The organism is Flavobacterium maritimum (assembly GCF_040049085.1).
In the GTDB taxonomy this organism is placed as follows: domain Bacteria; phylum Bacteroidota; class Bacteroidia; order Flavobacteriales; family Flavobacteriaceae; genus Flavobacterium; species Flavobacterium maritimum.
The window spans coordinates 1-16,163 of the sequence record NZ_JBDLZY010000006.1 but is presented as its reverse complement, the minus strand read 5'-3'; the positions used below and the strand labels follow the sequence as shown (position 1 = coordinate 16,163).

General features: G+C 34.8%; 12 protein-coding genes. 6 read left to right on the top strand and 6 right to left on the bottom strand.

What is annotated here, in order from left to right; translation table 11 throughout:
- Positions 1-2: 2 nt before the first annotated feature.
- Entirely contained in the window at positions 3-1,484 is a 1,482-nt protein-coding gene (locus tag ABEB23_RS13335) for a helix-turn-helix domain-containing protein (RefSeq protein WP_348813106.1), read from the bottom strand.
- Positions 1,485-1,648: 164 nt separating this feature from the next.
- On the opposite strand from ABEB23_RS13335, the gene aceB reads away from it, so the two are divergent.
- The 5 genes from aceB to ABEB23_RS13310 all read left to right on the top strand — a co-directional run bounded on the left by aceB (position 1,649) and on the right by ABEB23_RS13310 (position 8,009).
- Positions 1,649-3,250: a malate synthase A gene (gene aceB, locus ABEB23_RS13330; RefSeq protein WP_348813105.1), complete on the top strand. Its 1,602-nt coding sequence runs from the start codon at positions 1,649-1,651 to the stop codon at positions 3,248-3,250.
- A 38-nt stretch (positions 3,251-3,288) separates the two neighbouring features.
- Complete coding sequence (aceA, locus tag ABEB23_RS13325; protein ID WP_348813104.1) at positions 3,289-4,569, top strand: isocitrate lyase; 1,281 nt, start codon at positions 3,289-3,291, stop codon at positions 4,567-4,569.
- A 163-nt stretch (positions 4,570-4,732) separates the two neighbouring features.
- Positions 4,733-6,025, top strand: a complete 1,293-nt coding sequence (locus ABEB23_RS13320; RefSeq protein WP_348813103.1) for an aminopeptidase P family protein — start codon at positions 4,733-4,735, stop codon at positions 6,023-6,025.
- Positions 6,026-6,033: 8 nt separating this feature from the next.
- Positions 6,034-6,936: an alpha/beta fold hydrolase gene (locus ABEB23_RS13315; RefSeq protein WP_348813102.1), complete on the top strand. Its 903-nt coding sequence runs from the start codon at positions 6,034-6,036 to the stop codon at positions 6,934-6,936.
- Positions 6,937-7,208: 272 nt separating this feature from the next.
- Positions 7,209-8,009, top strand: a complete 801-nt coding sequence (locus ABEB23_RS13310; protein WP_348813101.1) for a TIGR00266 family protein — start codon at positions 7,209-7,211, stop codon at positions 8,007-8,009.
- Between the two features lie 15 nt (positions 8,010-8,024).
- On the opposite strand, the gene ABEB23_RS13305 is transcribed toward ABEB23_RS13310, so the two are convergent.
- The gene (locus ABEB23_RS13305) at positions 8,025-9,263 is read right to left on the bottom strand and encodes an AbiH family protein (RefSeq protein WP_348813100.1); all 1,239 of its coding nucleotides are present in this window, start codon (positions 9,261-9,263) and stop codon (positions 8,025-8,027) included.
- Positions 9,264-9,392: 129 nt separating this feature from the next.
- Here ABEB23_RS13305 and ABEB23_RS13300 point away from each other — a divergent pair, with 129 nt between their 5' ends.
- Positions 9,393-10,175: an alpha/beta fold hydrolase gene (locus ABEB23_RS13300; protein ID WP_348813099.1), complete on the top strand. Its 783-nt coding sequence runs from the start codon at positions 9,393-9,395 to the stop codon at positions 10,173-10,175.
- On the opposite strand, the gene ABEB23_RS13295 is transcribed toward ABEB23_RS13300, so the two are convergent.
- The 4 genes from ABEB23_RS13295 to ABEB23_RS13280 form a co-directional block, all read right to left on the bottom strand.
- A complete protein-coding gene (locus ABEB23_RS13295) occupies positions 10,172-10,843 on the bottom strand; it encodes an ATP-binding cassette domain-containing protein (protein WP_348813098.1) in 672 nt (223 codons plus the stop codon). The two genes, ABEB23_RS13300 and ABEB23_RS13295, sit on opposite strands and share 4 nt — an antisense overlap.
- A 302-nt stretch (positions 10,844-11,145) precedes the next feature.
- Positions 11,146-13,908: a PD-(D/E)XK nuclease family protein gene (locus ABEB23_RS13290; RefSeq protein ID WP_348813097.1), complete on the bottom strand. Its 2,763-nt coding sequence runs from the start codon at positions 13,906-13,908 to the stop codon at positions 11,146-11,148.
- A gap of 63 nt (positions 13,909-13,971) precedes the next feature.
- On the bottom strand, positions 13,972-15,432 hold the full coding sequence (locus ABEB23_RS13285; RefSeq protein ID WP_348813096.1) for an OmpA family protein: 1,461 nt from the start codon (positions 15,430-15,432) through the stop codon (positions 13,972-13,974).
- 112 nt (positions 15,433-15,544) lie between these two features.
- Positions 15,545-16,163 (bottom strand): aminotransferase class I/II-fold pyridoxal phosphate-dependent enzyme (locus ABEB23_RS13280; protein ID WP_348813095.1); only part of this gene is annotated, 619 nt, incomplete at its 5' end.

Genomic DNA, 16,163 nt, shown 5'->3' with positions numbered 1-16,163 from the left:
GACTAACTATACTTAGCCATGTATTGCTGCACAATTGAATCGGTATTTTCATTACGTATTTTTTGTTCCAACTGAATTGGAGCCGAAGCACGTTCTTGACAATTTTTCACCGCACAGGTTTCACAAGTCACACCAACCACCTGTTTCTTTAATGACGGGTTATCGATAAATTTAAACTTCTTCTTCATCCCCGGAGTAATCAAAATCCCAACGGAGATACTTCGTAAATAATCTTTTTTAAACGGATCAGGAGTCGCTGATGAAAACACTAAATATTCATTACTACTATTTTCATAACGAGAAATTTGAGCATCAAAAAAGTGCGATTTATTTTGGGCAATTGATTCTACTATAGTTTTTATCGAAACCCATCTACGACAATAATGCTCATTCATTTCATTAGCATGAGGCTCCTGCTGATTTGTGATATGCAATTCTTTTTTTATCTGGTAGGTATCGGTTCCTATCTTATGTGACAATCTAAGAAAAAACAGATTTTTCAATTGAAAATCCTTTGGCAGAATATTAGTCAGTCTTTGATAGAAAGACTCAGGCGAAACATTAAACTTACCCATCAGCTCAATCATTTCTTGTGGCTTCGGATCAGTTTTCGACAAGAACAAATCCAATTCATCAATCAATAACTGCCTTGGCAATAACAACGCTCCCGCAAAATAAGAAGCATAAAAATTATTGAGTACCTGATCAAAATTATCGAATTTTATCCAGCTAAAAGTATACAAACGCTCCGTGATTTCAAGATAATTGTAAGTAATTTCTTTGGCCAAAATAAATGCTTTTTGCGAATCATCAATACCTTCCGATAGCAATAAAGTTTTACTCTTAGGAATAAAAATAGATCTTAAATCTCCCAGCTCCTCTTGCTCAGAAAAAACAATCTCTTTAATAGTATATCCATATTCCTCTATCAAAATCGCACCCAATTCGTCTAAGGAAATTTTGGATTTAATATCCACATGAAAAGCCTCAGAAAAAAGCAACACTTTTTCCTCCAAATCTTCAAAATAATTATTGTGAGCTTCCTGATAGGAACGCAATGATGCTAAGAAAAAGCTTTCACGCGTTAAATTATAGTGCTGGGCAATTTCGATTATAGTACTTATAAACGCATTGACCTTAGCGGGTGCATTGGCTATAATATCAATTAAATCATTTTCCTGGATACCAAAAATATCCAAAGGAATCTCTTTCAAAATTCCAGATCTGAGGATCTCACCGATGGGGGCCAAATTATTATCCAACTTCAAAGAGACCATATGATCATACGAAACGTCTAATTTTTCAGCAAGAAGAATAATTTTATCCGTTTTAGGATATTTTTTTCCTTTTTCAATTTCGTTCAAATACGATTTTGAAAGGTCGGTGATTTTGGCCAAACCAAATAACGACAAATTCTTATTTGTTCTAGCCTGCTTGAGCTTCAGCCCAAAAATTAACTTGATATAATCCTTCTCTATATTCATGATTTCAAATATAAGAATAAAAAAATAAAATCCACAAAAAAAATATTTTTCATTTATAGCGTACGTTCGCTTGTTTTATAAAAAACTTTTTGTAGTATTGCAGTGTTGAATAATTGAAAATCCACAACGAAACTCAAAAATTGTTAAACTAAACACACAAAAACATGAATTTAGAAGAATTATATCCGACAAAACCGTTAAGTTTTTCAAAAGAAACAACTGAGCGTTACCCAGAAATTCTAACTGACGAAGCCATGACTTTTTTGTCTTTACTTCATGAAAATTTTAATGAAAGAAGATTGGAACTTTTAGAGGACCGAAAAAAGCAACAACTTTTATTTGATCAAGGAGCATTACCAAGCTTTCCTACTGAAACAAAAAGCATCAGAGAAAGCAACTGGTTAGCAGCAAGAACACCAACAGACCTGTTAGACAGAAGAGTAGAAATCACCGGACCTGTCGATAGAAAAATGGTAATCAACGCATTAAACTCAGGAGCAAAAACGTTCATGGCGGATTTTGAAGACAGCACCTCACCTACCTGGGATAACTTGATGACCGGACAACAAAATCTGAAAGACGCAGTGAACAAAACCATCACTCTAGATGACACCAAAAAAAACAAAACCTATTCGCTAAACGACGAAACGGCTGTTTTAATAGTTCGTCCCAGAGGTTTGCACTTAAACGAAAAACATATACTGATTAACAACCAGGAAACATCAGGCTCGCTTGTGGATTTTGGACTGTACGCCTTCCACAATCACAAACAACTAACAGAAAATGGAACCGCACCCTATTTTTATATTCCAAAACTGGAACATTACTTAGAAGCAAGATGGTGGAACGAGGTCTTTGAATTTGCTCAGGAACATTTAGGAGAACAAAATGGAACTTTTAAAGCAACTGTACTAATTGAAACCATCACAGCCAGTTTTCAATTGGACGAAATTATTTTCGAATTAAGAGACCATATCGTTGGACTCAACTGCGGAAGATGGGATTATATATTTTCTTATATCAAAAAACTGAGAAATAATCCCGCCTTTATAGTTCCCAACAGAGATCAGGTAACAATGACCTCTCCGTTTATGAGCGCGTATTCGCAATTGGTTATTCAAAGATGTCACAAACGAAATATTCATGCAATCGGTGGAATGGCGGCCCAAATTCCGATAAAAAATAATGACGAAGCAAATACAATTGCTTTCAACAAAGTAAAAGCCGATAAAGAAAGAGAAGCTAAAAACGGACATGACGGAACCTGGGTTGCGCATCCTGATTTAGTTCCTATAGCCTTGGAAATTTTCGACAAATACATGAAGACAAAAAATCAAATTTACGTAAAAAGAGAAGATATCAAAGTTACCGAAGCTGATTTACTCGAAGTACCAAAAGGAACCATTACCGAAGAAGGCGTTAGAAAAAACATAAACATTTCTATTCTATACCTCGCTTCATGGCTAAACGGACAAGGCGCCGCAGCTTTACACCATTTGATGGAAGACGCAGCAACAGCCGAAATCTCGAGATCCCAATTATGGCAATGGCTCAAAAACAAAGTAACATTAGACAACGGCAAAGTGCTAACCGAAAAATACTACGAGCGATTGGCAATGGAAGAATTTGAAAAGATTAGAGAACTGGTTGGAAACACAGAACACGAAGATGGTAAATACCGATTAGCTGAGCAGCTATTGGATACATTGGTCGTAAATCCAAATTTTATCGACTTTCTGACTATTCCAGGATACAAATACATTTAAAAAACAAACCACAAAACAAACCACAAAAACAGAAAATTATGAAAACTACAGAAACAAGAATTCAAGAATTGGTAACTGACTGGATTACAAACCCAAGATGGAATGGAATTGAACGCCCTTACACCGCTGAAGAAGTAGTAAAATTGCAAGGTTCTTACCAAATAGAACACAGTATTGCTAAAATTGGAGCAAATACTTTATGGAACAAATTGAATTCACAGGATTTTGTGGCAGGACTTGGGGCACTTACCGGAAACCAAGCTATTCAAGAAGTTGAAGCAGGATTAGACGCTATTTATTTAAGTGGTTGGCAAGTTGCCGCCGATGCAAATGTTGCTGGAGAAATGTACCCGGATCAATCTTTATATCCCGCCAATAGCGTACCATTGGTAGTAAAACGTATCAATAACGCCCTTTTACGAGCAGACCAAATCCAAGTTGTAAACGGAACTGAAAACAAAAAAGATTATTTAGTACCAATTGTAGCCGATGCAGAAGCAGGTTTTGGTGGAAATCTAAACGCTTTCGAACTAATGAAATCCATGATTGAATCTGGCGCTGCCGGAGTACACTTCGAAGACCAATTAAGTTCTGCTAAAAAATGTGGCCACTTAGGAGGAAAAGTATTGGTACCAACACAGGAAGCAATCAATAAATTAATTGCAGCACGTTTAGCTGCAGACGTAATGGGAACGCCAACAATTGTAGTTGCCCGTACAGATGCTGATGCCGCAAATTTATTAACCAGCGATATAGACCCAAGGGATGCAAAATTCATCACGGGAGAAAAAACAGGCGAAGGTTTCTTCTATGTAAACTGCGGCGTGGAGCAAGGAATTGATAGAGGATTGAGCTATGCTCCCTATGCCGACTTGATTTGGATGGAAACCAGTAATCCGGATCTTGAACACGCAAGAAGATTTGCAGAAGGAATTCACGCAAAATTCCCTGGAAAAATGTTGGCCTACAACTGTTCTCCATCATTCAACTGGGCGGCAAAATTATCTGTAGCTGAAATGGAAACCTTCAGAGAAGACCTTGCAGCCATGGGATATAAATTTCAATTTATAACATTAGCAGGATTCCACGCATTGAATACCAGCATGTTCGAATTATCAAAAGCCTACAAAGAAAGAGGAATGGCAGGCTATTCTGAATTACAGGAAAGAGAATTTGCATTACAGCAACACGGTTTTAAAGCCGTAAAACACCAAGGTTTCGTAGGAACTTCCTATTTTGATGCAGTACAAAATACTGTAACAATTGGGAAATCTTCAACAACTGCTATGAAAGATTCAACTGAAACAGCCCAGTTCTAAACAAATTGCTTTACTTTTTTTTTACACAAAGTGTTTAAGATTAAAATACAAATTTTACTCTTGAATGCTTTGTGTTTTTTTATTTTAAAAATTGACGGATTCACAACAAAAAACGATTTAAACTTACTAATTTTGAGTAATTAAAAATATAAACCGAATTGTTATGAAATACCATCAAATAGACAGGGATTTATTTATAAAAAATCGCGAAAAATTCATGGCTCAAATGAAGCCAAAAAGTGTTGCGGTTTTCAACTCCAATGATATCTACCCAATCAGCGCTGATAGCACAATGCCTTTTGCGCAACATCGTGATATTTTTTATTTAAGTGGTGTCGATCAGGAAGAAAGTATCTTACTACTTTTTCCAGATGCTCCTTACGAACATCAAAGAGAAATGTTGTTCCTAAAAGAAACCAGTGAACATATCGCTATTTGGGAAGGTGAAAAACTAACCAAAGAACGTGCTTTTGAAGTTTCTGGCATTAAAACAGTCTACTGGTTGCAGGATTTTGAAAAGATATTATTCGAAATGATGACGCATTCGGATACTATTTACATCAACACCAACGAACATTATCGTGCCACTGTGGAAACTGAAACCCGTGAAGCCCGTTTTGTAAAATGGTGGAAAGAAAAATATCCGGCGCATGCTGTAGCAAAAAGCAACCCCATATTGCAACGCCTACGCTCTGTAAAAGAAAGCGAAGAATTGGATTTAATCCAAAATGCGTGTAACATCACCGAAAAAGGATTCAGAAGATTATTATCTTTTGTAAAACCAAATGTATCGGAATACGAAATTGAAGCAGAATTAATTCACGAATTTATTCGCAATCGTTCCAAAGGTTTCGCATACACTCCAATTATTGCTTCCGGAAACAACGCGAATGTTTTGCATTACATCGAAAACAACCAACAATGTAAAGCCGGTGATTTGGTTTTATTAGACGTTGCTGCTGAATACGCCAACTATTCCAGCGATATGACCCGAATGATTCCTGTTTCAGGAAAATTCACCGACAGACAAAAAGATGTTTATAATGCGGTTTTACGTGTCAAAAATGAAGCCACAAAAATGCTGGTTCCTGGTACACTTTGGAAACAATATCATTTTGAAGTTGGTAAAATAATGACTTCCGAATTATTAGGTTTAGGTCTTTTGGACAAAGCCGATGTCCAAAACGAAAACCCAGAATGGCCGGCATATAAAAAATATTTCATGCACGGTACATCGCATCACATGGGATTGGACACACACGATTATGGAATCCTTACTGAACCTATGCAAGCCAACATGGTTTTCACCGTGGAACCTGGAATTTACATCCCTGCAGAAGGTTTCGGAATCAGATTAGAGGATAACCTGATTGTACAAGAAACAGGTGAACCATTTAACTTGATGCGCAACATCCCTATTGAGGCCGATGAAATAGAAAGTTTGATGAATTCTTAGTTTAAAAAATGAAAAGACTTTTTTTCTTTATATTTTTCGCCTTTTTGGGAAAATCATTTGCACAAACTGAAGGGTTTGCTAAAAATATTGATTCCAGCCAAACGTACTTTAAAACTTTTGGTTCAGGCTCACCAATTCTCATCATCAATGGTGGTCCGGGAATGAACAGCAATGGCTTTGAAACCATGGCGAAAACATTGTCCAAAAAACATCAAACAATTATTTATGACCAAAGAGGAACTGGAAAATCAACACTCAAAGCCGTAAATGCAGAAACTGTCTCAATGAAATTAATGACAGATGATATTGAGTCACTAAGAAAACATTTAAAAATCAAAAAATGGACAATTCTCGGTCACTCTTTTGGAGGTATGTTAGCCTCTTATTATGCAACGATATACCCAAACAGCATTAACAAATTAGTTCTATCCTCGTCGGGTGGAATAGATTTGAGTTTATTGAAGGGCGTAAATGGAATTGAAGCCAGTTTAAGTGCTGTTGAAAAAGACTCTCTAAAATATTGGACTGATAAAATTGAAAGCGGAGACACTACCCAGATCGCAAGATTAGGCAGAGCAAAAGCGTTGGCACCTGCTTATGTTTACAACAGAAAGTTCATTCCATTAATTGCAGAAAGACTAACACAAGGAAACTCAACTATAAATTCTCTATTGTGGAAGGACATGCAAAGAATAAATTTTGACTGTAAAGAAAAACTAAAATCATTTCAAAAGCCCGCCTTAATTATTCAAGGAAAGCAAGACATCATCAGTAAAGAAATTGGAGAAATAGCATTAAACGCTTTCCCCAATTCAAAAATGGTCTTACTGGAAAACTGCAAACATTATGGATGGCTTGACGCAGAAGAAAAGTATTTTACCGAAATAGAGACCTTTTTACAAACAAAATAATTCATTTGATTTATTAAAAATGAACGGCTTGCAGCAATGTAGCCGTTTTTTTTTGGCACAACCCTGCCTCCGTAAACTCCGTCTGGGTCGGGCTGTCCGTTATAAGTCCTCGCCCCGCAAAAAAAGCGGCGCTGTGGGCTTTCCACTACCATCCCTTGCGCGACCTCCCGAAACACGACAACAATCATATTTCAATTACATCATCCTCTTTATTGAACTGTAACATTCTGGATTTTCATTCGACTTATCCGCAAACTTAAATTAAAGAAATCATGCAAGCACACGAAATAGATTATCACATTTATGGCGAAGAAATGCAATATGTAGAAATAGAATTAGATCCACAAGAAATTGTAATTGCAGAAGCCGGAAGTTTCATGATGATGGACAACAACATCCAAATGGAAACTATTTTTGGTGACGGTTCCGAACAACAAACTGGAATATTTGGCAAACTTTTAAACGCAGGAAAAAGAGTCCTCACCGGAGAAAGTCTATTTATGACAGCCTTCATTAACCAAAACAACACCAAAAGTAAAGTTTCTTTTGCATCGCCTTATCCTGGAAAAATCATCCCGATTGACTTAACACATTTTGGAGGCAAATTCATTTGTCAAAAAGATTCTTTTCTATGTGCTGCCAAAGGCGTTTCAGTGGGTATTGAATTCTCTCGAAAACTAGGCCGTGGACTTTTTGGAGGCGAAGGTTTTATCATGCAAAAAATTGAAGGCGACGGCATGGCTTTCGTACATACCGGAGGAACATTAGCCAAAAAAGAATTGGCCGCAGGCGAAATCCTAAAAGTTGACACTGGTTGTATTGTAGGCTTTACTAAAGAGGTCGATTATGACATCGAATTCATTGGCGGCATCAAGAATTCTATCTTTGGAGGAGAAGGACTATTTTACGCTACACTACGCGGCCCAGGAACGGTTTATATACAATCCTTACCTTTCAGCCGACTTGCCGACAGAATCATTGCTTCTGCACCAAAATCCGGAGGAAACAGCCGTGACGAAGGCAGCTTATTAGGAGGATTAGGAAATCTTCTTGATGGCGATAACCGATTTTAATATTCTTAAAAATTACTATAAACGGCTTTCAGAAATGGGAGCCGTTTTTTCTCTATACAATGGAAGTTTAACTTGTGGCAATGGCTGACAAAGAGTTTTATTTACTATCTTTTCTCTCATTAAGCTCTTCTTATTAAAATGTCTTGAAATATTTTGAGTGATTTCTGTATAATTATCGTTAACAACTTCGCCATCTGTATTTAGAATTTCATGATAAAATACTTTGATAGAACAACAGTTTTCGTGCTCAAAAATAGTATTTAATAAAGTTCTGTCTGACAAACCACAAGAATGTCCCATGATATAAACTTGAAATTTATCACTATCAATTAAATCTAAAAGACGTTTATAATTTGACGTATGTAAATATTGAAAAGACTTGATGTTTTTTAAATATTCGTTATCATCTTTTTCTTCAATTTCTTGATAATGTTTATCCATTTCGTCTCCAAAACCAAAGTTTATTAGATTTCTTTCGTCTTCTAATCTTCCATGAATTTCATTAAGATTATATAAATTAATATCGAGTGCTTTTATATAATTAAAAACAGTGGATGTATAATTAAAGCTTAGAAAATGATAATCAAAGTCAACTTTATGACTAATATCATCCGAAGGAAGATAACCATTATGCGGCTTATTTTTATTCAAATATTCTTTATGCTCCTTTATTAAAAATTTTTCTGCTTGTTTAGATAATTCCATGAAAAATCTATCTAATTCAAAATTCTCACATCTACTTACATTAAAAATATTCATAAATTCTTTCACTACATCTTCCGAAAAATAATATTTTTCTTCTACTTTTTCAACTAAATATTTCTCTAAAAGACCCTTAACTTGCTCAAATTCTTTATTTAACTTAATTATCCTAAAATTGTCGTTTTGTTTAACACATTCTTTTAAAAGTTTATAATATTCATTTTCTATATCTAACCAGTTTTCAATATTTATTTGATTACTAATAATTAAAAAAAAGTTATTGGTAAATTCTTGGCTACAATATTTTTGGTAATTTGAAATAAACAAACTCAATGTTTTAAAATCATTAACAGTATTTCGTAACACTTCTTGAGCCTTAAAATCATTAGTAATCCTTGAAATATCTAAGGCGCAAAGACTATCCCTATAAATATGTTTATTCAAAAGTTCATTCAAAACTTTTTCCCAATAATCCCCAATAAAATCTTTATAAGAAGTTGGCAATCCATGAGCCAAATCAAAACCGTTCCCTACAATTACAAGTCTGTTCATACTTTATAAAATGCTTTTCTCAAATATACTATTTTTAACACAAAACTATTGCTGAATTGCTTATTTGACCTTATATTTCCTAAATGGTTAAAAAAATAAAATGTTATTTTTGCATACTAAATTTCCATTTTGAAACAAATTCTCTTTAAAAACACCAACATCTCTTATTCCGATACCGGAAAAGGAACAGCCATTGTACTACTTCACGGTTTCTTGGAAAACAAAAACATGTGGAAGGAATTTGTTTCTGATTTGAGCATCAAATATCGTGTGATTACCGTTGACTTATTGGGTCATGGCGATACCGAATGCCTGGGTTACATCCATTCTATGGAAGACAATGCTGATGCTGTCCATGAAGTACTGTCTAAATTACGCATCCGAAAAGCTATTTTTGTTGGGCACTCTATGGGTGGTTATGTTGCTTTGGCCTTCGCCGAATTGTTTCCTGAACATATAAAAGGATTGGTTCTACTAAATTCAACTTCGAGAGCCGATAGCGAGGAACGAAAAAAAAATAGAGACAGAGCTATTGTTGCAGTAAAACAAAATTACGCCAATTTCATTCGTATGTCAATCGCCAACTTATTCAGCGAAGACAATCGCGATAAATTAATTGAAGAAATCGAAAAAGTAAAAACAGAAGCACTGAAGACACCTCTTCAGGGCATTGTGGCTTCTTTAGAAGGAATGAAAATACGTAAAGACCGCGAAGTTCTATTACACACCACAAGTTATTCGAAACTGTTAATTCTAGGAGAGAAAGACCCCGTCTTAAATTATGAAGAAACGAAAGAACAAATAGAGAATACCGATATTGAGCTCGTTTCTTTTCCTGACGGACACATGAGCCATATTGAAAACCAAGAAGAACTATCGAAAATACTTTGGAGTTTTTTCAAAAGTGTTTAGAGCATTCCTGCTCTCAAATATCCTTTCTCGATCAATTCACTTTTATCATTTAAGTGATGCATCTTGCCTTCTTTCATCAGCAGCAATTTCGTCGAAATCTTGATTACATTTTCATAACTATGATCAGTAATAACTACACCTTTAGTCTTCGAATTTTCAACAATTAATGCATTTATCTTGTCAACTACAATTGGCGACAAACCATTATAAGGCTCATCTAACAAAACAAATTTAGAAGAATTACTAAGCAGTAATTTAATTTCAAGATAACGTAATTCTCCTCCGGACAAATGAGCAATTTTTTTATCTCGAATCGATTGAATCATTTCATCATTGTAAAAATCATCTATCACCTCTTTTTCGATCGATAATAAAATAGCCTTTTTTACAGAAAAACGCATCGGAATAAAATCATCTTGTATCAAATAACTGATTTCATTGAACAAATCTTCGGTTTTAGATTTTACAACACCATCAATCCTAACGAATTTAAAATCCGCTCGAACAACTCCAAAAATAATTTTTAAAAGCGTCGATTTTCCAGAACCATTCCTTCCTAAAACACCAATAATATCCCCCGTTTGACATTTTAAATACACATCAGAAAGAATAGATTTAAAATCAAAACGTTTTTGCACGCTATCTACTTCTAAAGTATGCTTTTTCAAAATAACCGATAGATAAAGTGAAATGATATATTGGCAATTATCAAAAGAACAAAACTCATAATCCAAGAACTCAACCAAAGTTGCCCTTTAGAAATCTGATTATTAAAATAAAATAAATATTCGTTTTTAGAATTAATTTCTTTGACAACCAAGCTAACAAATAACCCTACAGTCAAAAACGAGTAATTGAAAGCTATCAATCCTCCAAACAAAAAAGGAAGTACGCAAAACGCCAGATTTATTGCAATAGTACTTTTAAAAAACTCAAATGTATTAGCCAATTTTCTCAAAGAAATATTCATTTATACTTTCTCTTCAAATGGAACTGTTTCATCTAAAATCTCACACAACAGGAAAACCATTTGCTCCAAATAATTACCCAAAACCTCTCCATTTATAATCGAAAAAACCTCTTTCTCTTCTTTAAAATTAAAGGATAAAAAACCTGCTTTTAGGTTTTTAAACGAAATAATTCCAGCTTCGATAGGCTTTTCTTTTGCATGGTGTTCGTACATGAAAGCATACGCTAAAACCTGAATAATTTTATCGCTTTTAATATCTTCTGCCAAACCCTTCCATGTTTTCAAACTGACATTTCCTTTCTCAACTTTTCCTGTTTTATAATCGATAATCCGAATGATTCCGTTACGCTCTTCAATTCTATCCACATTACCTTTTATCAATACTGGAAATGGTAAGTTGGGATGATTTAAAATGCGTTCAAAAGTTTCTTCCAAGGCCAAAATCTTTATAGCATCACCATTTTTAATACTTTCTAATTCTACTTTTAAAAAGTTAGATACATTTCGTTTAGCAACTTCAAAAGCCAAAAGGTTTCTTCCTTTTTTAATTTCTCCTTCTTTATAGACCAATTTGAATTGCTTCAACACCTCAGAATCGATTTGTTTGAAACAATTTTCGATATCGCTTTCAGAAATAAACTTACCGATAAATGGTTCGTACAACACTTTTAAAGTTTCATGAATAATGGTCCCTAAGGTATTCAAGGCGATATTTTCCTCGACCTCTTCCACTTCACTGATGCGCAAAATCTTTTGAAAATAAAACTGAATCGGATTCCTGATATAACTGGTCAAAGCAGATGGTGAAAAACCTTTTTCGGCAATTTCTTTCAATCGCAACATCACACTTTCAGATTTCGGAATTACCATCGGTTGATAGGCAGTTTCCGGTAATATGGCATTATAAATCTCATGCGTCAAAGTATGATTTTTTTGTTTTTCAACTTCCAATTGGGTAATGAAACGGCTTTTTTCCCCCGCATCCAAACCTTCGCTTTCGGTATTATACACCAAATAAATATTCGTGGCACGTTGCAGCAAATGATAAAAGTGATACGTATAAATGGCATCTTTTTCCTTGAAGGTGGGCAATCCCAATTCCCTTTTAACGTCATAAGGAATGAATGAATTTTGGGATTTCCCTGCCGGAAATTTTCCTTCATTCATAGAGGTAACAATTACGGTTTCAAAATCCAATACACGACTTTCGAGAACACCCATTATCTGTAAACCACTCAAAGGTTCCCCTTCAAAAGAAACTTCAGCTAAATCAATTACTTGTTTATAAATAGCATAAAGCGTCTCTATTTTATCTATATGCTGATGCTGCGAATAATAATTAATTAGTTTATTAATTACTTTAAAAATGGCAAAAACAAATGCTTTAGTGATTTTCTCCTCTTCACTATCATTACTTAAATTGTTTTTAATAGTTAACAATAATGCAGAAATAGTTTCTAAAACTGCAATAGAGCCCTTTTCCCATTTTTGAAACAACAAAAAAAACAAATCACTTGGAATTGCATTTAATTCCACCAATTTCTGATGAGGAATAAATGTATAATTATTTTGATTTATCGTATGAACAAGACTTCCAGTTTTAGCATAAGGCTCTACCAAAGGATGCGTTAATACATCTAATACATCTTTATAATACAGCACATAGCTTTTGCTATTTCTGGACAATGCATTCGTATGCATTTTAAACAATTTGGCAATTAAAATTTGCGCCGGATTGTTCTTGCTCGAATATCCCATTGTGATATTCAAGGCACCCACACTCGAAGGCAAGGAATATAGCAGAGGAACTAAAAGATTTTCTTCCCCAAGAACGACAGCAACCTTATCTAAACTACCATTTGGATTAGCGTTGATCGTATTTTCAATAATACTTCCGGCAATTTTGGCCTGTCCAATAGTTTTTGGTGTACCGATAACATGAATGTTTTTAGTTTGTGAAAAATCATTCACAATCCATTCAAAAGGGTTTGATTTGTAATGCTTCCAAGTTCCTGCAAAACGGCGTATAAACAATCCTGCATCATGAAAGGGATCATTCAAAAAGGTTTGATCCGCATCCCAATAAATTTTAGCACAATCGGAGGCTATTAAATGTTGAATTATTTTTTCTTCTGCAGCATTCAAGGCATTAAAGCCGGCAAATAGAAATTGTTTGTTCGGAATAGAATTCGAAAAATGGTTTAAGTTATTTACGGCTTCTCTATAAATCAAGCCCTGATACCCTATTCCTTTGTTCAATAAATGCGTATAGAGTGACTGGTAGTAATTGGGTAATAACTTCCAAAAATCAATATAATTCTCAAGTAATTGCGTTTTGTTTTCAACTTCAATACCCCACTTTTTGATGTCCTCAATATCTTTCAAATAAGAAAGAACATGTGATGGATCCAGTAAGTAGCGATCAATTTCATTAAAATCCTGCAAAAGTGTTTTTGCCCAATTTGCAAAAAGTTCAAACGTTTGTTGGTTAGCCTTATCGGTTATTGACAAGTAAACTTCATAAAACTCAAAAAGCAGTTCAATAGGATCAACAGAACGAATCCCTGCAATCTCTTGAACAAACTCTTCAATGCTAATTATTTCAGGAGAGAAAACATTAGTTGAAACTTGATTCTTAAGGGCTTCAACCAAAAACACTTTAGCTCGCTTATTTGGCAGAACGACTATTGTATCTGATAATTGATCAGAATAATCACTAATTAAAACCGATGCTATAGAATCTAGAAATGATGTATTTGTCATTTTATAAATATAAAAAAAGCCATTCAATTAAGAATGGCTTTTTAAAATTATTTGAAATGTAAATTACAATTTACCTTCGTATTTAGAACCTACGTGTTTAATTTCAGTTCTTCTGTTTTCAGCTCTACCTTTAGCAGTTTTATTAGACGCTACTGGTTTAGATGGACCATAACCTACAGCAGTCAAGTTATCAGCATTAACACCTTTTTCAATTAAAGCATTTCTAACAGCGTTAGCTCTGTCTTCAGAAAGTTTTTGGTTAACTTTTGCTGAACCTGTACTATCAGTGTGTCCTTCAATACTAAATTTAGCATTTGGATAATTTTTAAGGATTTCCTTAATAGCATCTAAACTAGAAATAGTTGCAGCATCACCAGCTTTGAAAGAAGATTTACCAGTATTAAAGAAGATTGATCTAGCTTGAACTTTAAGGTCTTGTAAAACCTCAGCAGTTACTTCTGGACATCCTTTGTTGCTAGCAGGACCAGCTACAGTAGGACACTCATCATCTTTATCGTAAACACCATCTTTATCAGCATCTAAATAAGGACATCCACCATTTTCTCTAGGACCAGCAACAGTAGGACATTTATCATCTTTATCAGCAACCCCATCTCCATCAGCATCAGGACAACCGTTTAAAGCAGCTAAACCAGCAACTTCTGGACAAGCATCTTTACCATCAGCAATTCCGTCACCGTCTGTATCAGGACATCCGTTCAAAGCAGCTAAACCAGCAACTTCTGGACATTCGTCACTTGCATCAACGATTCCGTCTCCATCAGTATCAGGACATCCGTTGAATTGTTTCAAACCAGCAACTTCTGGACAAGCATCGTCTTTGTCATAAATTCCATCACCATCTGTATCTTTTCCTCCGAATTTGAAGATAAGACCAGCTGAATGTTGAAAATGAGAAGGAGAATCAATTACTCCTTTTTCATCTTCTCTATCACCAAATGATGTTTTGTATTTCGTAGCCAATTCAAAACCGATCGCTTCAGTAAACCACAAAGTCAAACCTGCACCAGGATTAACAGTTCCGTAACTGTCCTTTCCAAGAAACACATAACCTCCGCCTAAAGATAGAGATGGATCAATAACTTTTGATTTGATCAAGTTCATAAAACTGTATTTCACAGTAGCATCGATACCATAATACATCAAATCGCCAGGATTGGTTACGATATAACCTCTTGAATCGTTACCTGCATCAGTTGGTCTGAAATAAACAGCTTTGTCTATTTTGTTTACAGAACCAGTAAGTCCAACACTAAAACCACTCCCTACATGTTTAGATACTCCAATGTAAGACACAGAAGGAAGAATATTCCAATTGGTTTTAGCATCAAAAAATTGAGAAAAATGCTGATCTAGCCAATTGTTTCCACCACCAGCACTAGTTTTAGTGTCAACGGCATTAACTCCAAAAGAGATAGCCCATGGATTGTTACTGTCTTGTGCGTGAGAACTTAAACCCATCACCATCATCACAGCAACTAAAAGTTTGTTAAGATGTTTCATACTTATTTTTTTTAATTACAATTTAGTTAATTACAGACAAAAGTAACACCAATATTTTTAAATACAAAATGAAATGTTAAAAAAAACCTACAAAAAAAGATAAAAAATAAAATTAGACCACTTTTAAAGTTTTTCCAACCTCTAAAAACGCTGCTATTGCCTTATCTATATGCTCTTTGGAGTGTGCTGCAGACAACTGCACCCTAATCCTTGCTTTATCCTTTGGAACTACCGGAAAGAAGAAACCTATAACATAAATCCCTTTTTTTAGCAGTTCATCCGCCATTATTTGAGACAATTTAGCATCATATAACATTACAGGAACAATTGCAGAGTCCCCGTCAACGATATCAAAACCTGCTTTTTTCATTCCTTCCTTAAAATAATTAGTATTCCATTCTAATTTATCCCTTAAAACAGTATCTCTTTCTAAAATTTCAAAGACTTTTATTGAAGCCCCTACAATTGCAGGTGCCAAAGAATTGGAAAATAAATAAGGTCTGGAGCGCTGACGCAATATTTCGATAATTTCTTTTTTGGCAGTTGTATATCCGCCCATCGCTCCACCAAGTGCCTTTCCTAATGTACCAGTAATAATATCTACTCTTCCCATCACTCCTTTTGCTTCCAGTGTTCCTTTTCCGGTTGCACCAATGTATAAGGGGTATAACCAAAAGTATATAAATACATAATATAAAAAAGGTCGAAAAAGCCAATAAAATAAAGGGATT